Origin of the sequence: Aquabacterium olei (assembly GCF_003100395.1) — a bacterium.
Classification (GTDB): Bacteria; Pseudomonadota; Gammaproteobacteria; order Burkholderiales; family Burkholderiaceae_C; genus Aquabacterium; species Aquabacterium olei.
Genome location: NZ_CP029210.1, coordinates 253,073 through 276,282, shown reverse-complemented (window position 1 = coordinate 276,282; position 23,210 = coordinate 253,073). Strand labels below are relative to the sequence as shown.

At 67.2% G+C, this 23,210-nt stretch carries 19 protein-coding genes and 1 rRNA gene; 9 read left to right on the top strand and 11 right to left on the bottom strand.

Annotated features, from left to right (window positions below):
* Positions 1–24: 24 nt before the first annotated feature.
* Positions 25–1,553, bottom strand: a 16S ribosomal RNA gene (locus DEH84_RS01200).
* 407 nt (positions 1,554–1,960) lie between these two features.
* Here DEH84_RS01200 and DEH84_RS01195 point away from each other — a divergent pair.
* Positions 1,961–2,737 (top strand): 16S rRNA (uracil(1498)-N(3))-methyltransferase, encoded by a 777-nt coding sequence (locus tag DEH84_RS01195; protein WP_245932647.1) that lies wholly within the window; start codon positions 1,961–1,963, stop codon positions 2,735–2,737.
* A 139-nt stretch (positions 2,738–2,876) separates the two neighbouring features.
* Here the strand turns inward: DEH84_RS01195 and DEH84_RS01190 are convergent, their stop codons facing one another.
* From DEH84_RS01190 to argS, 7 genes are all read right to left on the bottom strand, one after another.
* Positions 2,877–4,520, bottom strand: a complete 1,644-nt coding sequence (locus DEH84_RS01190) for a THUMP domain-containing class I SAM-dependent RNA methyltransferase (protein ID WP_109034006.1) — start codon at positions 4,518–4,520, stop codon at positions 2,877–2,879.
* A 132-nt stretch (positions 4,521–4,652) separates the two neighbouring features.
* Positions 4,653–6,191, bottom strand: coding sequence for an RNA polymerase factor sigma-54 (locus tag DEH84_RS01185; RefSeq protein WP_109034004.1), 1,539 nt, complete (start codon positions 6,189–6,191; stop codon positions 4,653–4,655).
* 12 nt (positions 6,192–6,203) lie between these two features.
* Positions 6,204–6,995, bottom strand: a complete 792-nt coding sequence (gene lptB, locus DEH84_RS01180) for an LPS export ABC transporter ATP-binding protein (protein WP_425428980.1) — start codon at positions 6,993–6,995, stop codon at positions 6,204–6,206.
* A 1-nt stretch (position 6,996) separates the two neighbouring features.
* Entirely contained in the window at positions 6,997–7,599 is a 603-nt protein-coding gene (lptA, locus tag DEH84_RS01175; RefSeq protein WP_109034002.1) for a lipopolysaccharide transport periplasmic protein LptA, read from the bottom strand.
* Between the two features lie 122 nt (positions 7,600–7,721).
* Complete coding sequence (locus DEH84_RS01170; RefSeq protein WP_109034000.1) at positions 7,722–8,378, bottom strand: thiol:disulfide interchange protein DsbA/DsbL; 657 nt, start codon at positions 8,376–8,378, stop codon at positions 7,722–7,724.
* Between the two features lie 29 nt (positions 8,379–8,407).
* The gene (locus DEH84_RS01165) at positions 8,408–9,088 is read right to left on the bottom strand and encodes an SPOR domain-containing protein (protein WP_109033997.1); all 681 of its coding nucleotides are present in this window, start codon (positions 9,086–9,088) and stop codon (positions 8,408–8,410) included.
* An 11-nt stretch (positions 9,089–9,099) separates the two neighbouring features.
* The gene (gene argS, locus DEH84_RS01160; RefSeq protein ID WP_109033995.1) at positions 9,100–10,788 is read right to left on the bottom strand and encodes an arginine--tRNA ligase; all 1,689 of its coding nucleotides are present in this window, start codon (positions 10,786–10,788) and stop codon (positions 9,100–9,102) included.
* 162 nt (positions 10,789–10,950) lie between these two features.
* On the opposite strand from argS, the gene DEH84_RS01155 reads away from it, so the two are divergent.
* Both DEH84_RS01155 and DEH84_RS01150 read left to right on the top strand, forming a co-directional pair.
* Positions 10,951–12,288, top strand: coding sequence for a protein kinase domain-containing protein (locus DEH84_RS01155; RefSeq protein WP_109033994.1), 1,338 nt, complete (start codon positions 10,951–10,953; stop codon positions 12,286–12,288).
* Positions 12,289–12,452: 164 nt separating this feature from the next.
* Positions 12,453–12,710 (top strand): hypothetical protein, encoded by a 258-nt coding sequence (locus DEH84_RS01150; protein ID WP_109033992.1) that lies wholly within the window; start codon positions 12,453–12,455, stop codon positions 12,708–12,710.
* An 8-nt stretch (positions 12,711–12,718) separates the two neighbouring features.
* On the opposite strand, the gene DEH84_RS01145 is transcribed toward DEH84_RS01150, so the two are convergent.
* Both DEH84_RS01145 and DEH84_RS01140 read right to left on the bottom strand, forming a co-directional pair.
* A complete protein-coding gene (locus DEH84_RS01145) occupies positions 12,719–13,171 on the bottom strand; it encodes a ComEA family DNA-binding protein (protein ID WP_159098799.1) in 453 nt (150 codons plus the stop codon).
* A 96-nt stretch (positions 13,172–13,267) separates the two neighbouring features.
* A complete protein-coding gene (locus DEH84_RS01140; RefSeq protein WP_109033988.1) occupies positions 13,268–14,185 on the bottom strand; it encodes a LysR family transcriptional regulator in 918 nt (305 codons plus the stop codon).
* Positions 14,186–14,301: 116 nt separating this feature from the next.
* On the opposite strand from DEH84_RS01140, the gene DEH84_RS01135 reads away from it, so the two are divergent.
* The gene (locus DEH84_RS01135) at positions 14,302–14,985 is read left to right on the top strand and encodes a haloacid dehalogenase type II (protein ID WP_109033986.1); all 684 of its coding nucleotides are present in this window, start codon (positions 14,302–14,304) and stop codon (positions 14,983–14,985) included.
* A 39-nt stretch (positions 14,986–15,024) separates the two neighbouring features.
* Entirely contained in the window at positions 15,025–17,220 is a 2,196-nt protein-coding gene (locus tag DEH84_RS01130) for a malate synthase G (protein ID WP_109033984.1), read from the top strand.
* Between the two features lie 87 nt (positions 17,221–17,307).
* Here DEH84_RS01130 and DEH84_RS01125 read toward each other — a convergent pair whose 3' ends face one another.
* A complete protein-coding gene (locus tag DEH84_RS01125) occupies positions 17,308–17,877 on the bottom strand; it encodes an outer membrane beta-barrel protein (RefSeq protein ID WP_159098798.1) in 570 nt (189 codons plus the stop codon).
* Between the two features lie 307 nt (positions 17,878–18,184).
* Here DEH84_RS01125 and DEH84_RS01120 point away from each other — a divergent pair, with 307 nt between their 5' ends.
* From DEH84_RS01120 to DEH84_RS01105, 4 genes are all read left to right on the top strand, one after another.
* Positions 18,185–18,658 (top strand): DUF3015 family protein, encoded by a 474-nt coding sequence (locus tag DEH84_RS01120; RefSeq protein ID WP_109033980.1) that lies wholly within the window; start codon positions 18,185–18,187, stop codon positions 18,656–18,658.
* 116 nt (positions 18,659–18,774) lie between these two features.
* Positions 18,775–20,751 carry an Lnb N-terminal periplasmic domain-containing protein gene (locus DEH84_RS01115; RefSeq protein WP_109033978.1) on the top strand — a complete coding sequence of 659 codons (1,977 nt, stop codon included), beginning with the start codon at positions 18,775–18,777 and terminating at the stop codon, positions 20,749–20,751.
* Positions 20,752–20,903: 152 nt separating this feature from the next.
* Positions 20,904–21,326 carry an adenosine deaminase gene (locus DEH84_RS01110; protein WP_109033976.1) on the top strand — a complete coding sequence of 141 codons (423 nt, stop codon included), beginning with the start codon at positions 20,904–20,906 and terminating at the stop codon, positions 21,324–21,326.
* Positions 21,327–21,370: 44 nt separating this feature from the next.
* Entirely contained in the window at positions 21,371–23,209 is a 1,839-nt protein-coding gene (locus tag DEH84_RS01105) for an Lnb N-terminal periplasmic domain-containing protein (RefSeq protein ID WP_159098797.1), read from the top strand.
* Position 23,210: the final 1 nt, after the last annotated feature.

Sequence of the window (23,210 nt, the reverse complement as noted above, 5' to 3'; positions counted from 1 at the left end):
CGAGACGACTTCAGTATTTTCCAGAAAGGAGGTGATCCAGCCGCACCTTCCGATACGGCTACCTTGTTACGACTTCACCCCAGTCACGAACCCTGCCGTGGTAATCGCCCTCCTTGCGGTTAGGCTAACTACTTCTGGCAGAACCCGCTCCCATGGTGTGACGGGCGGTGTGTACAAGACCCGGGAACGTATTCACCGCGGCAAGCTGATCCGCGATTACTAGCGATTCCGACTTCACGCAGTCGAGTTGCAGACTACGATCCGGACTACGACCGGTTTTCTGGGATTGGCTCCCCCTCGCGGGTTGGCAGCCCTCTGTACCGGCCATTGTATGACGTGTGTAGCCCTACCCATAAGGGCCATGAGGACCTGACGTCATCCCCACCTTCCTCCGGTTTGTCACCGGCAGTCTCATTAGAGTGCCCTTTCGTAGCAACTAATGACAAGGGTTGCGCTCGTTGCGGGACTTAACCCAACATCTCACGACACGAGCTGACGACGGCCATGCAGCACCTGTGTCCAGGTTCTCTTTCGAGCACCAAGCCATCTCTGGCAAGTTCCTGGCATGTCAAGGGTAGGTAAGGTTTTTCGCGTTGCATCGAATTAAACCACATCATCCACCGCTTGTGCGGGTCCCCGTCAATTCCTTTGAGTTTCAACCTTGCGGCCGTACTCCCCAGGCGGTCAACTTCACGCGTTAGCTTCGTTACTGAACAGCAAGCCGTCCAACAACCAGTTGACATCGTTTAGGGCGTGGACTACCAGGGTATCTAATCCTGTTTGCTCCCCACGCTTTCGTGCATGAGCGTCAGTGCAGGCCCAGGGGATTGCCTTCGCCATCGGTGTTCCTCCGCATATCTACGCATTTCACTGCTACACGCGGAATTCCATCCCCCTCTGCCGCACTCCAGTCATGCAGTCACAAATGCAGTTCCCAGGTTGAGCCCGGGGATTTCACATCTGTCTTACATAACCGCCTGCGCACGCTTTACGCCCAGTAATTCCGATTAACGCTCGCACCCTACGTATTACCGCGGCTGCTGGCACGTAGTTAGCCGGTGCTTATTCTTCAGGTACCGTCATCCTCCCGGGGTATTAGCCCAGAAGATTTCTTCCCTGACAAAAGCAGTTTACAACCCGAAGGCCTTCTTCCTGCACGCGGCATTGCTGGATCAGGCTTGCGCCCATTGTCCAAAATTCCCCACTGCTGCCTCCCGTAGGAGTCTGGGCCGTGTCTCAGTCCCAGTGTGGCTGGTCGTCCTCTCAGACCAACTACAGATCGTTGCCTTGGTAGGCCTTTACCCCACCAACTAGCTAATCTGACATCGGCCGCTCCAATCGCGCGAGGCCTTACGGTCCCCCGCTTTCACCCTCAGGTCGTATGCGGTATTAGCTGCTCTTTCGAGCAGTTATCCCCCACGACTGGGCACGTTCCGATGCATTACTCACCCGTTCGCCACTCGTCAGCACCTTGCGGCCTGTTACCGTTCGACTTGCATGTGTAAGGCATGCCGCCAGCGTTCAATCTGAGCCAGGATCAAACTCTTCAGTTCAATCTCTGTAAACTCACTCTTTCGGAATTGAAGTGAACTTCACTACAAGTGAATTTCATTTCGTCTTCCGTGAGCATTTGGCTTCTTTCATCCAAACACCCACGCTTATCGGCTGTTAATTTTTAAAGAACTTTTCGCTGTCTGCGTCGCGTTTTTTGCGTGTCGCGATCAGCGAAGAACGCAATTATGGCATCACTTTGAATCGGTGCGCAAGCGGGTGTCGCAAAAAAGTCGCAATGCGCGTTGTGAGCCATCCGCCGAAGGGCTGCCAGCGGGCGCCAGACGCCCTGTGCGCTACGGGAGAATGCCGGCTGGGCGTGGACGGCGAGGTCGGCCGCGCGGGTGCTGTTGTGAGGTGAGTGATGCCGCGCTTTCATATAGAAGCGTCGCCGGGACTGGCGACGGGGATGGAGCTGACGTTGTCGGAGGGGGTGTCCCGCCATGTGCAGGTGTTGCGCCTGCAGCCCGGGGATGACGTCCACCTGTTTGACGGCGGGGGGCAGGAGTGGCGCGCGGCCGTCGTGGAGATGGGGCGCAAGCGGGTAAGCGTGCGGCTGGAGGCGCCGGTAGACAACGACCGGGAGCTGCCGGTGGCTGTGACGCTGGCCGTGGGCATGCCGGCCAACGACCGGATGGACTTCGTGGTGGAGAAGGCCACCGAGTTGGGCGTGCGGGCGATCCAGCCACTGATGTGCGAGCGCTCGGTGTTGCGGCTGGACGGAGACCGGGCCCTGAAGAAGGTGGCGCACTGGCAGGCGGTGGCCGTGGCGGCGGCCGAGCAGTGCGGGCGCTCGGTCGTGCCGGTGATTCACCCGGTGATGACGCTGGGAGCGTGGCTCAAGGCCGAGGCGGACGGTGCGGCCCTTGGGAGTAGGCCGGTGCGCCATCGGGCGGTGTTGAGCCTGCGGGAGGCGGTGCCGCTGAGCGACTGGCTGGGCGAGCAGCCCCAGGTGGTGCTTCGAGCAGCCCCTTCAGAGGAGGCGCGCGGTGGAAGGCAGCGCAACGGTGAGAGCACGACACAGTTCGTGTTTCTCAACGGACCGGAGGGCGGTCTCGCCCACGCGGAAGAAGAAGCTGCGCTGCGAGCGGGTTGGCGGTCGGTGAGCCTGGGTCGGCGGGTCTTGCGGGCTGATACAGCGCCGCTGGCGGCACTGAGTGTGATCGCAGCACGCTACGAGGTCTGAGCAGACCGCGCCAGACCTCGATGTGCGAGGCGGTGGGAGCGCCCCTCGGCAGCAACGGTCAACAGCCCAGGCGGGGAGGGCAAGGTCCTCGGCAGGCCGCAAGGTAGCGTGCCGCCGAGGCGAGACGATGCGGGTGCGGTCAGCGGTCTGCGTCGCCTGGCTGGGCGGGATCCGCAGCGGAGGGTTCGGTTGCAGCGGGCCGCTTCATGCTGCCGGCCACGAGGTCGAAGCGGAAGAGCCGGCATTCGATGGGGCCGTTGAACAGGACGGTGCGACGGCTTTCCTTGAGACGCATGGCGCCGGGCAGCTTCATGTCGGGGCTCAGGATCCAGGCGGTCCAGCCCGTGTAGTGCTTCTTCCAGTGCGACGACAGTCGCTGGAAGAAGGTCGCAGCTTCATCACCCTCGAACTGTTCTCGCCCTGCGCGGCTGGTGGCAGGCTGGCCGCGATCGAAGTCATCGCCTTCCTGGGCGCCACTACGGGCGCGGTAGGCGTCGCGCACCGAACCCTTGGTGTCAATGCGCTCGCCGTAGGGCGGGTTGAACATGAGCACGCCGCGCTCGCAGGGCACCGGGCGCTGCAGGGCGTCGGCGGTCTTGAAGTCGATGGCGTGGCGCACGCCCGCGCGCTCGGCGTTGCGGGTGGCGAAGTCGGTCATGCGGAAGGACACATCGCCCGCGAAGATCGGCACCCGGGGGGCACGCTGGCGCGCGCGGGCCGCCTGGCGCAATGCCTGCCACGCGGCCTGGTGTGCACGGAAGGGCAGCAGGCGCTCGAAGGCGAAACGGCGCTGCAGACCGGGCGCGATGTCGCAGGCGATCTGCGCGGCTTCGATGGGAATCGTGCCAGCGCCACAGCAGGGGTCGAGCAGGGCCCCGTCTTCGGGGCGGCCCTGCCAGTCGGCGGCAGCCAGCATGGCGGCGGCAAGCGTTTCCTTCAACGGCGCCTCGCCGGTGTCTTCCCGCCAGCCGCGCTTGAAGAGGGCTTCCCCAGAGGTGTCGACGTAGAGCGTGGCCTCGAGGTCGTCCATGTAGAGGACAAGGCTGAGATCGGGGTGTCGGGTGTCGACGTTGGGTCGCTCGCCGGTGCGTTCGCGCAGGTCATCGCACACGGCGTCCTTGATGCGCAGGGCGGCAAAGTTGAGGCTGCGCAGCGTGCTGCGGCGGGTGGTGACGTCGACGCGCAAGGTGTGCTGCGGGGTGATCCAGTCGGACCAGTTGACGTCGCGGCCGAGCGTGTAGATGTCGTCCTCGTGGCGGTAGACGCGCGAGGCAACGCGCCACAGGACGCGCTGGGCCAAGCGGCTCTCGAGGTTGAGTCGCATGGCTGCGTCGATCAGAGCGGCACGGATGGCCGCCGGCGTGCGGGCGTCGGGGCCCGTCTGGATCTCGATGCCGCCACGGGACTCGGTGACGGTCAGCGCTGGCCCCAGGATGCGGTGCGCTTCGGCGGCCAGCAGCGATTCGACGCCCGCCGCACAGCTGAGGTAGAGGCCGGTGGGGCGGTCGGCGGCCAGCACGGGGCGGCTGCGATCGGAGCCAGATAGCCCGCGTTCATGGGGTGCGCGCTGCTGCGGTGCCCGCTCGGCAGGCCGGCGCTCGTGAGGCCCGGTGCCGCCCCCCGCGGCACGGTGGCGCGAGGGCTCTGCCGCACGACGGTCTCCGGCCGCCGCGGCGGCGGAGCGGTGACTCGGGAGATCGTTGGGTCGTCCTGCGTCCCGGTCGTCGGTGGGGCGGCCGGTCGTGCTGGAAACGACGGGGCGGCGGATGGGCTTGATCGGCATGGAGAACCTCGGGCTATGGGGGCGGAACGGCCCGGCGCACACAGGCCGGGCGATGTTCCGCAAGACGAACGGCACGTCAGGCGATCTTCATGGTGGCGTGGTGACCGCCAGACCGCGTGGGCCGCGGCAAGGTCAGAGCGCCTTGCGCAGGTTGGCGGGTGCGATCTTCAGGGCTTCACGGTACTTGGCCACGGTGCGACGCGCAACCTGGATGCCCTGCTCTTCGAGCATGCTGGAGAGCTGGCTGTCGGACAGCGGCTTCTTCGGATCTTCAGCGGCCACGAGTTGCTTGATGAGGGCGCGCACCGCGGTGCTGGACGCGTTGCCCCCGGCATCGGTGTTGAGCGAGGAGCCGAAGAAGTACTTGAGTTCGAACGTGCCGAACGGCGTGTTCATGTACTTGGCCGTGGTCACCCGCGAGATGGTGGATTCGTGCAGACCGAGTTCGTCGGCGATCTCGCGCAGCACCAGCGGCTTCATGGCGATCTCGCCATGGGTGAAGAAGTTCTTCTGGCGGTCGACGATGGCCTGCGAGACGCGCAGGATGGTGTCGAAACGCTGCTGGATGTTCTTGACGAACCAGCGTGCCTCCTGCAGCCGCGAACTCAGCGCCGTGTGACTCTCGGTGGCGGCAGTGCCGCGTGGCGACCGTGTGGAACGCAGCGCCTGGGCGTAGAGGTCGTTGATGCGCAGCTTGGGCATCACGTCGGGGTTGAGCACGACCTTCCAGTTGCGGCCGGACTTTTGCACGATGACATCGGGCACGATGATGTTGGCCTCGGCGCGCGTGAAGCGGCGGCCGGGTTTCGGCTCGAGGCCGACGATCAGGCCCTGGGCTTCCTTCAGCAGGTGCTCGTCGGCGCCAGTGGCCGCCATGAGCTTGCGCGTGTCGCGTCGGGCGAGCAGCTCGAGGTGATGCAGGCAGATGACGATGGCGAGGTCGCGCGCGGCCTCTTCTTCCAGGGTACGGAGTTGCAGCACCAGGCACTCGGACAGCGACGAGGCGCCGACGCCGGTCGGGTCCATGTGCTGCAGCCAGCTCAGAGCGCAACGCAGGCGCGACAGCAGTTCGTCGCGCATGTCTTCGTCGGCCTCTTCGGGCAGGAGGCTGGCGGCGATTTCGTCGAGCGGATCCGCCAGGTAACCGTCCTCATTGAGCGACTCGATCAGGATCTCGACCGCGGCCATGTCCTGCGCATTCAGGCGGGTGCCCAGCAGCTGCTGACGCAGGTGCTCCTGCAGGCTGATGGCCACGGCATTGCGCTCAAGCGGATCGAAGTCATCGTCGCCGTCGTTGTTGCGCGAGGGGGTTTCGCGGATGCCGTCGAAATCATCGCGTTCGGTGCCGTTTTCCCAGTCGTCGCGCTCGGTGGTACCGATCTCGACGGTGTCGAGGCCGCCGGCCTCCCCTTCGCTCGGGCTCGCTTCGCTGCTGCTGCTGCCTTCTTCGCTGCTCGTGCGCTCGTTGCGCTGCCGCTCGAATTCGAGACTGGCGGCCGTGTCCACGGCGGGGAACTCTTCCTCGGGCTCGAGGAAGGGGTTCATCTCGAGCATCTGCTCGACTTCCTGATGCAGCTCCAGCGTCGACAGCTGCAGCAGGCGAATGGACTGCTGCAGCTGAGGCGTGAGCGCCAGATGCTGGGAGAGCCGGAACTGCAGGGATGGCTTCATGGACCCGTTCGCTTACATGCGGAAGTGCTCGCCGAGGTAGACCTTGCGGACTTCGGCGTTGTGGACGATCTCGGACGGGCGGCCTTCCGCCAGCACACGGCCTTCGCTGATGATGTAGGCGCGGTCGCAGATGCCCAGGGTTTCGCGGACGTTGTGGTCGGTGATGAGCACGCCAATGCCGCGTTCCTTGAGGAAACCGATGATGCGCTGGATCTCGATGACGGCGATCGGGTCAACGCCCGCAAAGGGCTCGTCGAGCAGGATGAAGCGCGGCTGCGTGGCCAGCGCACGGGCGATCTCGACACGGCGACGCTCGCCTCCGGACAGCGCCATGGCCGGACTGGTGCGCAGCTTCTCGATGCTGAGGTCGTTCAGCAAGGCATCGAGCCGGGACTCGATGGCGGCCTTGTTCAGCCGGCGACCGCGCTCATCGACCTGCAACTCGAGCACGGCGCGGATGTTCTCCTCGACGTTGAGTTGCCGGAAGATGGACGCCTCCTGTGGGAGGTAGCTCAGGCCGAGGCGCGAGCGTTGATGGATGGGCAGCTTTTCGACGCGTTGGCCGTCGATGTCGATCAGCCCGGCGTCGGCACGCACCAGGCCCACGATCATGTAGAAACTGGTGGTCTTGCCGGCGCCATTGGGGCCGAGCAAGCCCACGACCTCTCCGGCGCCCACCGCCACATGGACGTCGTGCACGACGGTGCGGGCGCCATACCGCTTCTTCAGGCCCTCGGCGCGCAGGCGGCTGGCAGGCAGCGCCGCAGCAGGCGGCACGCCAGCCGATTCAAGCAGGGTGCTCACGTCAGCGCCCTCCTTCGGCCTCGGCGGGACGGGGCGAGATCACCCCGCGCACGCGGCCCTTGCCGGCCTCACCGTTGGTGGGGCTGCCCAGAACCTGGAAGACCGAGGTCTTGTTGTCGTAGACGACCGCCTGGCCGGTGACCTGATCGGCCACGGTGTTGCCCCGCAGGCGGCGCATGATGGCGCGGCCCGTGAAGTGGACGGTGTCGGTTCGGCCCTCGTAGACGACCTTCTCGGCCTCGCCTTCGATGAACTCGTCGAGCGCGTCGCGTTTCTGGCGGAAGAAGGCCCGGCCGCCCGCGCCACCGGTGGCGGTGGCGGTCTGGGTGCCATCGGCGTTCTGACGGACTTCGACGCGATCCGAGCGCAGCACCATGGTGCCCTTCGTGAGCTCGACGTTGCCCGTGAGGATGTTCAGACGCTGGTTGTCTTCGACGCGGGCGGCATCGGCCGCGAACGACAGCGGCTGGCTGCGGTCGGCCTTTTCGGCCTGGGCGTCGGCACCGAGCGTCAGGCCGGAGAGCACAATGGCCAGCGCCAGCAGGGCATGGGCGGCGCGCGCCGCGAGAGGAGAAGCAGGGTGGGGCAACAGCATCATCGGCATGAATTTTGCATTCATTCTAGCCGTGACGCAATGCGAACCGGCGAGGCCGGCGGGAATTCCGCGCATTGTCCCCGGCCTTCACAGGATGCGGGCCGGCGCCTCCCGGCGGGGCCCGCTGCGCCTCAGCGACCCTTGCGGGCGCGGGCGATGAGGAACTCGGTGGTGGCCAGGGCGCGTTCGGGCGTGCCGTTGAGGCCGACCGAGGTGTAGTACTGGCCGGCCACGCCGATGGCGGGCACGCCGTCGATCTTGTAGGCATCCGTCAGGCTGCGGGCCTGGCGGGCCTTGGTCTGCACGGCAAACGAATCGAACACCGACATGAAACGGGCGCGGTCGACGCCTTGCTTGGCCACGAAATCACCGATCAGCTCGGGCTTGTCGAGCTTCAGGCCTTCGGCGTGCATGGCGTTGAACACCTTGGCATGCAGTGAGGGAATCAGGCCGAGGGCCTCGATCGCAAAGTACAGGCGCTGGTGCACGCCGAACGGATTTTCGCGGAAAGCGACCGGGATACGGCGGAAGGCAACGTCGGACGGCAGCCTGGCGGCCCAGGTGGCGAGGTAGGGCTCGAAATGGTGGCAGTGCGGGCAGCCGTACCAGAAGAACTCGACCACCTCGATCTTGCCGGCCGGCGCCGACACCGGGGCGGGCTGGCCCAGCTTCACGTAGTTCGTGCCTTCGACCGGCCCCTGCGCCTGGGCCAGGCCCGGCAGTGCGGCGCCCAGCCCGGCCAGGCCGGCCGCGCCAAGGGTCTGCAGCGAAAACTCACGACGGTTCATGAACGGGATCCTTTCCGTGTTCGACGGATTCATTTCTGGATGCGCACCAGGGCCGATTCGACACCCGAAGCCTGCAGCTTGCCACGGACCTCTTCGGCCTGCTCACGCTGGGCAAACGGGCCGATGCGGACCCGGAACATGGTGCGACCATTGACCTCGCGCTCTTGGATGCGGGCTTCGATGCCCATCATGCCCAGTTTGGCGCGCTGCTGCTCGGCCTCGGCCTGGCTGCCATAGGCCCCGGCCTGCACCTGATAGCTCAACGCATCGGCGGCCGGTGCGGTGGACACGGGCTCGCCCGAGAGAATGGCCGCCGGGTTGCGGGCGCTGGATGCCGGGGCACTGGCGGCCTTCGGCGCCGCAGCCTTGGCCTTGCTGGCCGCCGCCGAGGCGGCGGTGGCGGCTGCCGGCGGGGTGGCATCGGTCACCGGGGATTCGGCCGGGGCGGAAGCCGCATCCGGCGCGCTGGCTTCCGGCTGGATGGCGCGCGGCTTGGCCGGGTTCTTGCCGTACAGCGGGCTGTTGGGATCCCAGTTCTTGTTGTGCTCGACCTCGGCGGCGTCCTGCGCAGGCGTGCGCTGGGGCACCTTGTCGATGAAGGGCAGCGGCACCTTGGTGATGTAGAGCGCCACGCCGAGTGCCAGCGCCAGCCCGACCAGCAGGCCCACGATCATGCCGAGGAAGAAGCCCCCGCGTTGAGATTGCTTCACGGACCGCTCCTTCACATCTTGTCAGGGGCGCTGACGCCCAGCACCGCCAGGCCGCTGCGCAGCACCTGGGCGGTGGCCGTCAGCAGCGCGATGCGGGCGCGGCCCAGCTCCACGTCGTCCACCAGGAAGCGCTCCGCAGCGTAGTAGCTGTGGAAGGCGCCGGCCAGATCGCGCAGATAGAAGGCGACGTCGTGCGGCGCCAGGCCGTTGGCGGCACCGGTCAGCATCTCGGGGAACTCGGCGAGCTTGCCGAGCAGCGCCAGCTCGGTGTCGGCGGTCAGGCGCGACAGATCGGCCTGGGGCACAGCGGCGAGGTCACCGCCCTTGTCGGCGTACTGCTGGCGCACCGACTGGATGCGGGCATGGGCGTACTGAACGTAGAAGACGGGGTTCTCGTCGTTCTGCTTCAGCGCCAGATCGACGTCGAACGTGAACTCCGTGTCGGCCTTGCGGCTGATCAGGAAGAAGCGGACGGCGTCCTTGCTGGTCCACTCGATGAGGTCGCGCAGCGTGACGTAGGAGCCGGCGCGCTTGGAGATCTTGACCTCCTCGCCGTTCTTCATCACGGTGACCATCTTGTGCAGCACGTAGTCGGGCCAGCCCTGGGGGATGCCGACGCCTGCGGCCTGGAGACCTGCGCGCACGCGGGCGATGGTGCCGTGGTGGTCGGAGCCCTGGATGTTCACGCACTGTTCGAAGCCGCGCTCCCACTTGGCGATGTGATAGGCCACATCGGGGACGAAGTAGGTGTAGCCGCCGTCGGACTTGCGCATGACGCGGTCCTTGTCGTCCCCGTAGTCGGTCGAGCGCAGCCACAGGGCACCGCCTTCTTCGAAGGTCTTGCCGGCGTCTTTCAGCTTCTGCACCGCGGCCTCGACGCGGCCCGACGCATACAGGCTGGACTCGAGGTAGTAGTTGTCGAAGCGGACGTCGAAGGCCTTGAGGTCCAGGTCCTGCTCGTGGCGCAGATAGGCCACGGCGAACTGGCGAATGCCGTCGAGGTCATCGACGTCGCCCGAGGCGGTGAACGCGCGGTCGTCGGCCTTGACGGTTTTCTTGGCCTTGAAGTCTTCGGCGATGTCGGCGATGTAGTCGCCGTTGTAGGCGGCCTCGGGCCAGTCGGCGTCACCCGGCTTGAGGCCCTTCAGGCGCGCCTGGGTGGACAGCGCCAGCGTGCTGATCTGCACCCCGGCGTCGTTGTAATAGAACTCGCGCGTGACCTGCTGGCCCTGTGTTTCGAACAGGTTGCACAGCGCATCACCCAGCGCACCCTGGCGGCCGTGGCCGACGTGCAGCGGGCCGGTGGGGTTGGCCGAGACAAACTCGACCAGCACCTTCTTGCCCGTGGCGGGCTGCCAGCCGAAGCGCTCACCGTCTGCCAGGATGTCGGCCACGACGGCCTGCTTGGCCTCGGGCTTGAGGCGCAGGTTGATGAAGCCGGGGCCGGCGATCTCAATGGCCGACACCCACTGCTGCACGGCCGGCTGGGCCTGGAGCGCCGCCACCAGGGCACCAGCAAGCTCACGCGGGTTCTTCTTCAGCGGCTTGGCCAGTTGCATGGCGGCGGTCACGGCCAGGTCGCCGTGGGCGGCCTGCTTGGGGGCCTCGAAGACGGGGGTGAGCGACGCGGGCGCGTCGGGCGCCACCTGGCGCAGGGCTTCACCCAGGGCAGAAAGAAGGGCACGCTTGGCTTGGATCATGGCCCGGATTCTACGGGGCCGGGGCAGCGCGCCGCCGCCTGTGCCAAACTGAGGAGAAATGCACAGTGAGTGCACGGCTTTTCGACTGGCGGCAAACAGCGCAAGCTGGAAAGATGCGGCCATTGACACCACACGGCCCCACGGCCCGGGAACAGCACAGGCATGGGCGGCCTCGACATTGACCTCGACACGGGCACGATTGGCAAGTACCGCGTCATCCGCAAGCTGGGCGAAGGCGCGACCAGCGAGGTCTTCCTGTGCCGCGACGACTTCCATGATCGGGACGTCGCGATCAAGCGGGTGCGCTCGACGGCACTGGGCGACGCGGTGGATGGCCCGGTGTACGCGCGGTTCTTTGCCGCCGAAGCGGCCCTGGTCGGCCGGCTGCAACATCCGAATGTGGTCCAGATCTTTGACGCGGTGGCCGACCCGGTTGCGCCCTATGTCGTCATGGAGTACGTGCCGGGCACGACGTTGCGAGGCTTCTGCCGCCCCGACCAGCTGCTGCCGCTGGAGTTGATTGTCGAAATCGGCTTCAAGTGCGCGATGGCGCTGGGCTACGTGTATCGGCAGGGGCTGATCCACCGCGACGTGAAGCCGGCGAACATCCTGGCGATCACGAATGCCGCCGGGCTGATCACCGACGTCAAGATCAGCGACTTCGGCAGCGTGCTGAACCTCGCGGCCGAATCCACCCAGGTGCACCAGGTCGGCTCGCTGGCCTACATGGCCCCCGAGCAACTCGATGGCGCCGTGCCCGACTGTCGCGCTGACATCTACGGCCTGGGCGCGGTGCTGTACCACCTGATTGCCGGCCGCCCGCCCTTCGAGGCCAGCTCGCAGGCGGTGCTGATGAACCAGATCTACAACGTCATGCCGACGGCCCTGTCCGGCCTGCGTGCCGGGGTGGACAAAGCGGTGGACGACGTGGTGCTGAGGGCGCTGGCCAAGGACCCGCAAGACCGCTATCCGAACTGGGATGCGTTCGCACAGGCGCTGTCGGGCCTGATTGCCGAGCACAAGGTACCGCGCGGGCACATTCAGGGCGTACTGGATTCGGAGCGCTTCAACCTGTTGCGCTCGCTGGACTTCTTCAGCAGCTTTGGCGATGTGGAACTGTGGGAAGTGGTCCACCGCGCCAAGTGGCAGCGCTTCCCGTTCGGGCATGCGTTGTACCGGCGCGGCGAGGAGGGGCGCACCTTCCACATCATCGCGCAAGGCACGGTGGAGGTGTACCGCAACAGCAAGCGGGTGGCGCTGCTGGGCGCGGGCACCTCGGTGGGTGAGATGGCCTATCTGGCGCCCAGCCCCGAGCTGCGGCGGCACAGCACGGATGTGGTGGTGACGGAAGCGGCGACCACCATCTCGTTCACGCCCGACAGCATGCTGCAGCTGAGCCCGGCGTGCCGCCACCTGTTCGACGAGGCCTTCATCCGGGTGCTGGTGCGCCGCCTGCATGCCGCGCACGAAGCGTTGGCCCACCCGCGGCGCATCATGTGAGGCAGGGGGCCCTGGCCTGCCCCTTGATGCAGGTCGCCCACCGTGTTTGCGGGCCCGCGACAGTGCACTGCCCAGCCCCCGGGATGCGTTATCGTGAGCCGGCTGCCACTGTGGCAGCCGCAAACCTGCTCAATCAAGAAACCTGCCTCACTAGGAGTGCCACCATGCGTGCCCTGATTGCCACCGTGTCGCTTGCCCTGCTGTCTGCTCTGGCCCACGCCGAACCGGCCTGCGAGGCCAAGGCGGCGGAGAAGAAACTGGCTGGCGCCGCCAAGACCAGCTTCATCAAGAAATGCGAGAAGGACGCCGGCGGCGCCGCTTGCGAGGCCAAGGCCGTGGACAAGAACGGCAAGGCCCTGGCCGGGGCTGCCAAGGCGAGCTTCATGAAGAAGTGCGCCAAGGAAACGGGCGCAGCCAAGTAAGCAGCCGCTCAGAAGCGGATGAGCGGCGCGCTGGGCGCCGCATCTCGACGGGCCTTGCGGGGCCCGTTGCGTTTTCCGGCACGCGGGGCGCGCGGACCGGCCTCGCGCGGCGGGGACTCGGCTTTTTGCCGGGCGCCGGTGCGCGCCGCTGCACGGGGCAGCCCCTGCCACGGCAGGCCGTTGACCGTGAGCCCGGCCGCCGAGAGGGCCTGCGCGCGGGCGGCCCCCAGCCCGGCCACGCGCTGCACGAGGTCGGCCCAGTTGCGGTAAGGGCCCTGCTGGCGCACGGTGACCAGCCGGGCCGCCATGCCGGGGCCAATGCCGGGCACGGTCATCAGGCGCACGGCGTCGGCGTGGTTCGCGTCGACCAGCGCAGGCGGCATCCGGGCTGCGGCCGCAGCCGGCATCACGCCCACCAGCGCCAGCCACACGAGGATCTGAAAGAAGAAGCATCTCGGCATGGCGCGACACGATGCCGCAGCCGCACACGGGCGCGCCATCCCCTCGGCGGTGGCCCCCGGGCGAGGGCCCTCCGATGAGCGGGCGCGCCGGCGCCGTCAGTGTCGGCCGGCGCGCACCCAGTAGCCCGGGTCGCCGTAGCTGTGCTTGAGGAAGTCGATCCACAGGCGCACGCGCAGCGGCAGGTGTCGGGCACTGGGGAACACGGCGTAGATGCCGTTGGGCGGCGCAGCGAAGTCGTCGAGCACGCTGACCAGGCGGCCGGCCGCGATGTCATGCTGCACCTCCCAGGTGCTGCGCCAGGCGATGCCCAGGCCCTGCAGGCACCATTCGTGCAGCACCTGGCCGTCGCTGCAATCGAGCCGGGCTGTGGGCCGCAGGTGGCTCACGTTGCCGTCGATCACGAAGGCCCATCCCCGGGTCTGGCTGGCGTCCGAACTGAGGGTGAGGCAGGCATGGCGCGCCAGCTCGGACGGGTGCGATGGCACGCCGGCGCGCTGCAGGTAAGCGGGCGTGGCCACGCACAGGCGGCGGTTGTCGGCCAGGCGCACGCTGACCAGGCTGGAATCCGGCAGGTCGCCCACGCGCACGGCACAGTCGAAGCCTTCGTTGACGATGTCGACCACGCGGTCGGACAGGTTGAGCGACAGGCTGACGTCCGGGTGCTCGGCCAGAAAGGCAGGGACCAGCGGCGCCACATGGCGGCGACCGAAGCCGGCCGGCCCCGTGATACGCAGATGGCCGCTGGCCTTCACGCCGCCTTCCGACACGCTGGCCTCGGCATTGTTGAAATCGGTGATCAGCCTCTGGCAATCTTCCAGGAACGCGCTGCCTTCGTGCGTGAGGCTGATGCGGCGCGTGGTGCGCACCAGCAGCTTCACGCCCAACCGGGCCTCGAGCGCGTCCATGCGGCGGCCGATGATGGCCGGGGCCACGCCCTCGGCCTGGGCGGCGGCGGTCAGGCTGCCGCGGGTGGCGACGGCCACAAAGGTTTCGATCTGCTTGAGCCGGTCCATCGTGTCTCCTCTGCCCCTGCTCTGGGCACGGGGCATGGCGATTTGTGCATCAAAGTCACAAATCATTGGATTTTTGTGCCGGTAATGCAGACGGAAGTATCGAATAAAGTGGCGCCATGGAAAAGAGGCCTGCTCCCCGTGCCGTGCTGTTCGACGCCTACGGCACCCTGTTCGACGTGTACAGCGTCGGGCTGACGGCCGAACAGCTGTTTCCCGGCGCGGGCGACCGCCTGGCCCGGGCGTGGCGCGACAAGCAGATCGAGTACACCCGCCTGGTCTCGATGAGCGGCACCTACCAGCCGTTCTGGGAGCTGACCCGCGCCGCGCTGCAGTTCAGCGCCGAGGCGATGGGCCTCCTCCTCACCCCGGAAGGCGAGGAGCGGCTGATGAACCAGTACCGCCACCTCTCCGCCTTTCCTGAAAACCGCGAGGTGCTGCAGGGCCTGAAGGCCCGCGGCATCCCGACCGGCATCCTCTCCAACGGTGATCCCGACATGCTGGCGATCGCCGTGCGCAGCGCGGGCCTGAGCGACCTGCTCGACCATGTGCTCAGCGTGCACGACACGCGGCGCTTCAAGACCGACCCCGCGGCCTACCAGATCGGTGTCGACGCATTGCAGCTGCCTGCGCGCGATATCCTGTTCGTGTCCAGCAACGGCTGGGATGCGATCGGCGCGACCTGGTTCGGCTACACCACGCTGTGGGTCAACCGCACGGGCGCACCGCTGGAGCGCCTGGGCACCCCACCTGACCACCAGGGCGCCACCTTGCGCGAGGTGCTGGCCCTGTTCCCCGCCTGATCCCTTTTTCGATTCTTTCTTGTTGACCGAGGTTCATCCATGACCGCACGCACCCAAGTCCACAGCCTGCAAGTGGCCACCGAGCTCTACCGTTTCGTTGAAGACAAGGTGCTGCCCGGCACCGGCATCGACAGCGCCAAGTTCTGGGCCGGCTTCGACGCCATCGTGAACGACCTGGCACCGAAGAACGCCGCCCTGCTGGCCGAGCGCGACCGCATCCAGACCGAGATGGACGCCTGGCACGCCGCCAACCCGGGCCCGATCCAGGACATGGCCGCCTACAAGGCCCACCTGGAAAAGATCGGCTACCTGGTGCCGGTGCCGGCCGACGTGCAGGCCACGACCGCCAACGTGGACGCCGAGTTGGCCACGCAGGCCGGCCCGCAGCTGGTGGTGCCCATCCTGAACGCCCGCTATGCGCTGAACGCCGCCAACGCCCGCTGGGGCAGCCTGTACGACGCCCTGTACGGCACGGACGCCATCCCCGAGACCGACGGCGCCGACAAGGGCACGGGCTACAACCCCGTGCGCGGCACCAAGGTGATCGCGTGGGCGCGCAACTTCCTGGACCAGTCGGCTCCGCTGGAAGGCGCTTCGCACAAGGAATCGACCGGCTACCGCGTTGAAGGCGGCAAGCTGGTGGTGAGCCTGGCCAACGGCAAGACGACCGGCCTGCAGAACCCCGAGCAGTTCATCGGCTTCCAGGGTGACGCCGCCGCCCCGACCAGCGTGCTGCTGGTGAACAACGGCCTGCACATCGACATCCAGATCAACCGCGCGACCCCGATCGGCAAGACCGACGCCGCCGGCGTGGCCGACGTGGTGCTGGAAGCCGCGCTGTCGACCATTCTGGACCTGGAAGACTCGGTGGCCGCCGTGGACGCCGAAGACAAGGTGCTGGGCTACAGCAACTGGCTGGGCATCCAGCTGGGCACGCTGACCGAGGAAGTGGCCAAGGGTGGCAAGACCTTTGTGCGCGCACTGAACGCCGACCGCGTCTACACCGGCGCCAAGGGCGGTGAAGTCAAGCTGCACGGCCGCTCGCTGATGTTCGTGCGGAACGTGGGCCACCTGATGACCAACCCGGCCATCCTGTGGGGCGCGGAAGGCAAGGAGATCCCGGAAGGCATCATGGACGCCGTGATCACCACGACCATCGCCCTGCATGACCTGCAAGGCCGTGGCCAGATCAACGGCCAGGCCATCCGCAACTCGCGCCAGGGCTCGGTCTACATCGTGAAGCCCAAGATGCACGGCCCGGCCGAAGTCGGCTTTGCCAACGAGCTGTTCGGCCGCGTGGAGCAGCTGCTGGGCCTGCCCGACAGCACCGTGAAGCTGGGCATCATGGACGAAGAGCGCCGCACCTCGGTCAACCTGAAGGCCTGTATCGCTGCGGCCAAGAGCCGCGTGGCCTTCATCAACACCGGCTTCCTGGACCGCACCGGCGACGAGATGCACACCGCCATGCTGGCCGGCCCGATGATGCGCAAGGGCGACATCAAGAACAGCGCCTGGATTGCCGCCTACGAGCGCCGCAACGTGCTGATCGGCCTGCAGACCGGCCTGCGCGGCCGCGCCCAGATCGGCAAGGGCATGTGGGCCATGCCCGACCTGATGGCCGGCATGCTGGAGCAGAAGATCGCCCACCCGAAGGCCGGTGCCAACACCGCCTGGACGCCCTCGCCCACGGCCGCCACGCTGCACGCCACGCACTACCACCAGGTGAGCGTGGCCGCCATCCAGGCCGACATCGAGAAGAACGGTGAAGACCCGCAATCGCTGCTCGACAAGCTGCTGACCATCCCCGTGGTGGCCGAAGCCAACTGGTCGGACGCCGAGAAGCAGCAGGAGCTGGACAACAACATCCAGGGCATCCTGGGTTATGTGGTGCGCTGGATCGACCAGGGTGTGGGCTGCTCGAAGGTGCCCGACATCCACAACGTGGGCCTGATGGAAGACCGCGCCACGCTGCGCATCTCCAGCCAGCACGTGGCCAACTGGCTGCACCATGGCGTGGTGACCGAAGCCCAGGTGCGCGAGACCTTCACCCGCATGGCCGCGGTGGTGGACCAGCAGAACGCCGGCGATAAGCTGTACCAGTCGCTGGTGGCCAACCCGAACGGCGCCGCCTTCCAGGCTGCACTGGACCTGGTCTTCAAGGGCAAGGAACAGCCGAGCGGCTACACCGAGCCGCTGCTGCACGCCTGGCGTCTGAAGAAGAAGGCGCAGGCCTGAAGCGCTGACCTGCAGCGGGCCTGAGGCCGGCACGACAAGGGCACCCCGCGGGGTGCCCTTTTTTCATGGCGCGACGGGTGCCAGCGATCAGAACTGGTACTGCAGGCCCACGCCGATCTGGTGGACGGAGCCGCTCTCGTTGCCGGTGTCGAAGCTGGTGAAATCGACCTCACCGGTGACCTTGAGCTGGCGGTTGAGCGCGTATTCGAGCCCGAAGCCGAGATAAGGCGTGAGCTGGGTGTCGGAGCCGCCGTTGACCAGGAAGGGCCCGACGTTGCCCGTGGCCTTGGCATCGACGTAAGCCAGGCCCAGACGGCCGACGCCGCTCAGCACCGGCGAGAACTTCACGCGGGCGGCCGCCGCGAACGTGAGTGCCGACACGCTGACCTTGCGCGAGGCCACGGCGTTGGCGGCCTGCCCCTCGCCGAAATCGATGTAGCCGGCTTCCAGCGCCAGCGTCGGGATGACGCGGTTGGCGATCGGCAGGCCGAAGTAGACCTTCAGGGCCACGTCGCCCTGGTCGCAACGGCTGGCGCCGCGGCAGTCGATGTCCATGTCGGAGGCGCCGATGACGCCCCCGATGTAGGCCTGGGCCGAGGCGGTGGAAGCCAGTGCAGCCAGAACGGCCGCGGCAAGAACGGAAACGAAAGTACGCATGGTGTGGTGCTTCAGAAGACGAACAAAAACGCCGCCGATCATGCCGATCTTGCAGCGGACCCTGCCCCCTTGAAGCGGGGCCTTCGGCGCCGCCGGCGTGGTAACAGCTGTGGGGACTTGTTGCCGTGTCGTGGAAGGCTCCTGACCGGGGCCAGCGGGCGACGTGCGAGGGAAACCCCGGTGTGCGCGCTCGCCACGGTCCCCCCGTAAGGCCGACCTGTCAGAACAACACCACCCCTACAATGGTTTTCGACACGGTGAGCGTTCTGTGTCCTCGTATCCAACTGCATCAATTTCAGGAATCAGCATGAAGAAAATCGTCATCGCCGCCCTGGCCACCCTGGCCGCCGCTTCGTCCATGGCCGCTCAGAACAACGTCGGCTCCTGCGGCTGGGGCTCCAAGGTCTTCCAGGGCCAGTCGGGCGTCGCACCGCAAGTGCTGGCTGCCACCACCAACGGCACCTCGGGCAACCAGACCTTCGGCATCACCTTCGGCACCTCGGGCTGTACGCAAGACGGCGTCGTGAGCTCGTCGTGGAAGACCGCCATGTACATCGACGGCAACCGCGTGGCCCTGGCCCGTGACGCCGCCGCCGGTCAAGGCGAAAGCCTCGACACCCTGGCGACCGTGATGGGCGTGAAGGAAGGCGACCGCGCCCTGTTCGCCTCGACCATCAAGGCCAACTTCGGCACCATCTTCGCCACCGAAGCCGTGGCCGCCAACCTGAAGGCCGTGCTGGCTTCGAACGCCCAGCTGGCTGGCTACGCCACCGTGATCTGATCACGTTCGCCAGACGCCGGCCCGCCCAGGTGGCGTCGGCGTGACCGGGGCGCCTCCGCGCCCTGTCTGCATGCCCGGCCTGTGCTGGGCATGCGCGCTTTCAGGGAATCATCAAGGTGAAGACACGCATTGGTGGCCTGCTGGCCGCCCTGTGCCTGAGCACGCTCGCGCCCTCGACACGCGCCGCATCGCCCGAGCCCACCGCCCATACCGCACCCGCGCTGTCACCGGCGCAGACTGCGCACCTGGCTGCGCTGCAAGCCCGCGCACGGGCCGCCTCGCTGGCCACCCGGCCGATGTGGCGCGCGCTGCTGCATTACCAGGTGCACCCGCTCACGCGTGTGGACCGCAGCCTGGCCGACGACGCCGACTTCTTCCTGGCGTCCGAAGGCCACCGCAACGCCCAGGCCGAGCTTGACGCCACGCTGGTCGCCTTCTTCGACCCCACGCCACGCCACGCACTGAGCCAGCCGGCCGCATGCCGCTTCATTGCCCGCTATCGCTGGCTGGCGCAGCAGCTGTCGTTCGATGAGACTCTGCTGCCCCAGCCCGTGTGCGAACGCCACGACAGCTGGCGCGCCGGCCTGCAGGCCGACAAGGTCAGCCTGATCTTTCCGTCGGCCTACCTGAACAGCCCGGCCTCGATGTACGGCCACACCTTCTTGCGGCTGGACCCGGACACAGGCGGGCGCCCGGGCGCGCCCATGCTCTCGTACGCCATCAACTACGCGGCCAACGCCGACGAAAGCGACGGACTGGCGTATGCGCTCAAGGGTCTGACCGGGCTGTATGCCGGCCAGTTCACCAACGCGCCCTACTACCTGCGGCTGCGCGAGTACAACGACCTCGAGAACCGCGACATCTGGGAGTACGAACTGGCGCTGTCTCGCGAAGAGATCGACCGCCTGCTGGACCACACCTGGGAGTTGGGCCCCACACGCTTCGATTACTTCTTCTTCGACGAGAACTGCTCCTACCACCTGCTGGCCCTGCTCGAGGCCGCACGCCCGGATGCCCGCCTGACCGAGCGCTTCACGTGGTGGGCCATTCCGGTGGACACCGTGCGGGCGGTGGCCGAGACCCCGGGCTGGCTGCGCGCCGTGCGCTACCGCCCGGCCAACAGCACCGAGCTGCGGCACCGCGCCAGCCTGCTGGGGCCTGAGGCCGCCACGATGGCGCGCCAACTGGCCGACGGCCGTGTGCCTGCCATCGCCGTGCGCGAGAGCGGCCTGCCCGCACCACAGCAGGCCCTGGTGCTCGAGACCGCCGAGCGGCTGGTGGCATACGAGGCCACACGACAGCCGCGCCCGGATGATGTCGTGCAGGCTCAGCGCATGAGCCTGTTGATGCAACGCGCTCAGCTGCCGGCCGGCAGCCCGGTCAACGTGCCCCGCCCCGCCGATGAGCCCACCACGGGCCACGCGACGGCGCGGGTCGACGTGATGACCGGACAGCGCAACGGACGCGGCTGGCTGAGCTTTGCCGTGCGGCCGGCCTACCACGACCTGCTCGACCCTGAGGCCGGCTACCAGAGTGGCTCGGCCATTCAGTTCTTCCAGCTGGAGCTCAGCCGGGAAGGCAACGGCCCGCTGCAATTCGAGCGCCTGACGCCCGTCGAGATCACCTCGCTGAGCGCCCGCGAGCCCTTGTTGAAGGCGCACTCGTGGCGCGTGGGAATGCACATCCAGCGCAGCCGCTTTGCCGACGCCGAGGGGCACCGCCCGGTGGGCGGACAGGTGCAGGGCGGGCCCGGTGCCGCCTGGGATCTGGGCGAGCCAGGCCAGGTCATGGCCTATGTGTTCCTGGACAATCACCTGAGCTGGGATCGCAGCCTGGCACGCAAGCCCTGGGCGGCTGGCACCGGCATCGCGGCGGGCCTGCTGGCCCAGGCGGGGCCGCAGGTGCGCGTGCAGGCAGAGGGCTATCGGCGGGTGTACCTGGCCGGGCAGCCCGGCGAGTACGGCGCCAGCCTGCAGGCCCGATGGCACCCGGATCGGCGATGGGCGCTGACCGTGCAGGCCAGCCATGCCTGGCGGGAGGATGCGCCCACGGGTGCCAGGGTGCTGTCGGTCGGGGTGCAGCGGCACTGGTGAGGGAGCTCAGCACGCAAAAAAGTGGCGCCAGTGCAACGGGTGACGCCTGCTCGACCACGGTGTGCGCAAAGCCTCTTGACCGAGCCCCAGAATGTAAACAAGCGTGTCTATCATCGACGCGCTGTTGCAAATCCCCTGGGAGAAACTTTCACATGAACAAGCTTGCTCTGGCCACTGCGGTGGCCGCCTCGGCGCTGGCCTCCGGCTGCGCCTCCATCTTCAACGACGCCACCCAGACCGTGACGATCGTGGCCTCCAACGGCCAGCCGGTGCAGGGCACCGTTGACGGCAAGCCGTTCCAGACGCCCAGCCAGGTGCAAGTGCAACGCCAGAAGGCATCGAAGCTGATCTCCGTGACGTCGCCGGGCTGTGCCGCCCAGACCGTCGCCGACAGCTCTGTCGATTTCAAGTTCTTCGGCAACGTCATCACTGGTGGTCTGCTGGGCTCATCGACCGACTTCGCCACCGAGCGCATGTGGAAGTACTCCGACAACATCATCATCCCCTGCGTGACCACGCCGGCACCGACTGGTGCGCCCGCTGTTGCACCCGCCGCTGCCGCATCGCAGCCCTGATGCCTCTGACGCGTCACAAAAGCGGCTTTCGGGCCGCTTTTTTCATGCATGCACGGCAGGTGCTGCTCGGCCTGCTCGTGGCCACCGCAGCGGCGGTGTCACGCGCGGCAGCCCCCGAGGCGGCACTGGTGCATGCAGCGGCGGACCAAGCCCGGCTGCATGAGGATCCGCAGTGGGCCGCCCTGCTGCACGTGGACGGCACCCGGCCCGCCATCCCTGATCCGGGCTTTCTGCTGAGCCAGCCGCACTTCAGCCCAAGCGCCGAACTGCATGCAACCATCGACGTGCTGTACGGGGGCGAGGGCGCCCTCGCGGCCCGCTGCCGCTTTCCCGCTCGCTTCCTGTGGCTGCAGGCGCGTCTGAGCGACGGCAACGCCGACCTCGACCACTGCCAGGACTGGGTGGACTTCCGCACGCGCGCACCGGCCGAGACGGTGTCGCTGGTGTTCGCATCCGAGCACCTGAGCCAGCCAGCCAGCATGCTGGGGCACCTGTTTCTGCGCCTCGAAGGACAGCGGACCGATGGACAGCGCGTGGCCCACGCCCTGTCGTTCTACACCGACCCGGTCAGCTTCAACATCCCGAAGCTCGTCTACGACGGGCTGGTGGGTGGCATGGCGGGGTACTTCTCGCTGTCCCCCTTCGAACGCGAGGTGGCGCTCTATGTCGGCGAGGAGCAGCGCAACCTGTGGATCTACCCCCTGAAGCTGGATGCCACACAGCGCACGCTGTTCCAGGCCCACGCCATCGAGCTCAAACAGACCCGCTTCCGCTACCTGTTTCAGAGCCACAACTGCGCCACCCTGGTATGGCAGATGCTTGCAGCGGCGCAACCCGCACTGCTCGCCCACAGGCAGGCGTGGACCACCCCGAAAGACGTCCTGCGTTCGGCCGACGCTGCCGGCCTGCTCGACACCCCGACCACCCTGACCGCGAGCCGGTGGGCGTTGCGCCTGCTGGCCGACGGGCTGCCGAGCCTTGAGGCCATCCAGGTGCGCCAGATGGTGCTGAACGACCACCTGCCGGCACCAGAGACGCTGTCCCGGCAACCTGAGCGCGCCTTTCTGCAACGCCAGCTTGCGGGGGCCTACAACCGTTACCTCGTCGACCAGGGGCAGCGGCGTGCCGAGCACGGCGTGGCCTACGCAGCGCAACTGGACACACTGGATGCGCTGCGCTTCAGCGGCTGGCAGGCCCGCAGCGCCCCCCACCGGGATCCGGCGCAATCGCCCCCAGACAGCCAGTGGTCGGCTGGCTGGTTGTGGCGCGACGGGCACCACTGGACGCAATGGCGATGGCTGCCGACCTCGCACGGCCTGGAGGACGACAACCGAAGCTACTTCAGCGAAAACAGCTTGCAGTTGATGGACCTGAGTCTGCTGGTCGCCCCGCGGGGTGATGCAGTGCGCCTCGAGCGCGCCACGCTGTACTCGGTGGCGTCACTGCTACCGCGCGATGTGTTCACGGGCGGACTTTCAGGGCGGATGCGCATCGGCATCGACCAGCAACCCGACCGCGATCTGCGGGCCCGACACGCCATGCTGGTGGACGGCGCCCTGGGTGCCACTTGGCGCGTCCAGACCGACATCGACGTGTTTGCGCTGGCAGGTGGTGGGCTCGGCTGGCGGGGCGGAGCCTATGTGTTTGGCGCCCCCCAGGTCGGCATGCTGGTGCGGGAAGTCGGCGGCATGAAGTCGAGCGCCACCTTGACGGCGCTCGTCAATGCCGCCGGCAGCGGTCAGCAAGCGTGGGAAGCCCGCTGGACCCAGTCGGTGCCGCTGGGGGCGACCTGGGCAGCCGTGGCGGAGTGGTCGCGACTGTGGCAAGGGAACGGCAAGGCCGCCCGCGAGGCCTGGGCCGTGCACGTCAAGAAGGTGTTCTGAA

Coding starts and splice junctions, on each gene's coding strand:
- DEH84_RS01195 (WP_245932647.1), top strand. CDS start 1,961: ATGGAGCTGACGTTGTCGGAGGGGGTGTCCCGCCATGTGCAGGTGTTG.
- DEH84_RS01105 (WP_159098797.1), top strand. CDS start 21,371: ATGCATGCACGGCAGGTGCTGCTCGGCCTGCTCGTGGCCACCGCAGCG.
- DEH84_RS01135 (WP_109033986.1), top strand. CDS start 14,302: ATGGAAAAGAGGCCTGCTCCCCGTGCCGTGCTGTTCGACGCCTACGGC.
- DEH84_RS01150 (WP_109033992.1), top strand. CDS start 12,453: ATGCGTGCCCTGATTGCCACCGTGTCGCTTGCCCTGCTGTCTGCTCTG.
- DEH84_RS01110 (WP_109033976.1), top strand. CDS start 20,904: ATGAACAAGCTTGCTCTGGCCACTGCGGTGGCCGCCTCGGCGCTGGCC.
- argS (WP_109033995.1), bottom strand. CDS start 10,788: ATGATCCAAGCCAAGCGTGCCCTTCTTTCTGCCCTGGGTGAAGCCCTG.
- DEH84_RS01145 (WP_159098799.1), bottom strand. CDS start 13,171: ATGCCGAGATGCTTCTTCTTTCAGATCCTCGTGTGGCTGGCGCTGGTG.
- DEH84_RS01125 (WP_159098798.1), bottom strand. CDS start 17,877: ATGCGTACTTTCGTTTCCGTTCTTGCCGCGGCCGTTCTGGCTGCACTG.
- DEH84_RS01170 (WP_109034000.1), bottom strand. CDS start 8,378: ATGAACCGTCGTGAGTTTTCGCTGCAGACCCTTGGCGCGGCCGGCCTG.
- DEH84_RS01140 (WP_109033988.1), bottom strand. CDS start 14,185: ATGGACCGGCTCAAGCAGATCGAAACCTTTGTGGCCGTCGCCACCCGC.
- DEH84_RS01120 (WP_109033980.1), top strand. CDS start 18,185: ATGAAGAAAATCGTCATCGCCGCCCTGGCCACCCTGGCCGCCGCTTCG.
- DEH84_RS01130 (WP_109033984.1), top strand. CDS start 15,025: ATGACCGCACGCACCCAAGTCCACAGCCTGCAAGTGGCCACCGAGCTC.
- DEH84_RS01190 (WP_109034006.1), bottom strand. CDS start 4,520: ATGCCGATCAAGCCCATCCGCCGCCCCGTCGTTTCCAGCACGACCGGC.
- DEH84_RS01185 (WP_109034004.1), bottom strand. CDS start 6,191: ATGAAGCCATCCCTGCAGTTCCGGCTCTCCCAGCATCTGGCGCTCACG.
- DEH84_RS01155 (WP_109033994.1), top strand. CDS start 10,951: ATGGGCGGCCTCGACATTGACCTCGACACGGGCACGATTGGCAAGTAC.
- lptA (WP_109034002.1), bottom strand. CDS start 7,599: ATGCCGATGATGCTGTTGCCCCACCCTGCTTCTCCTCTCGCGGCGCGC.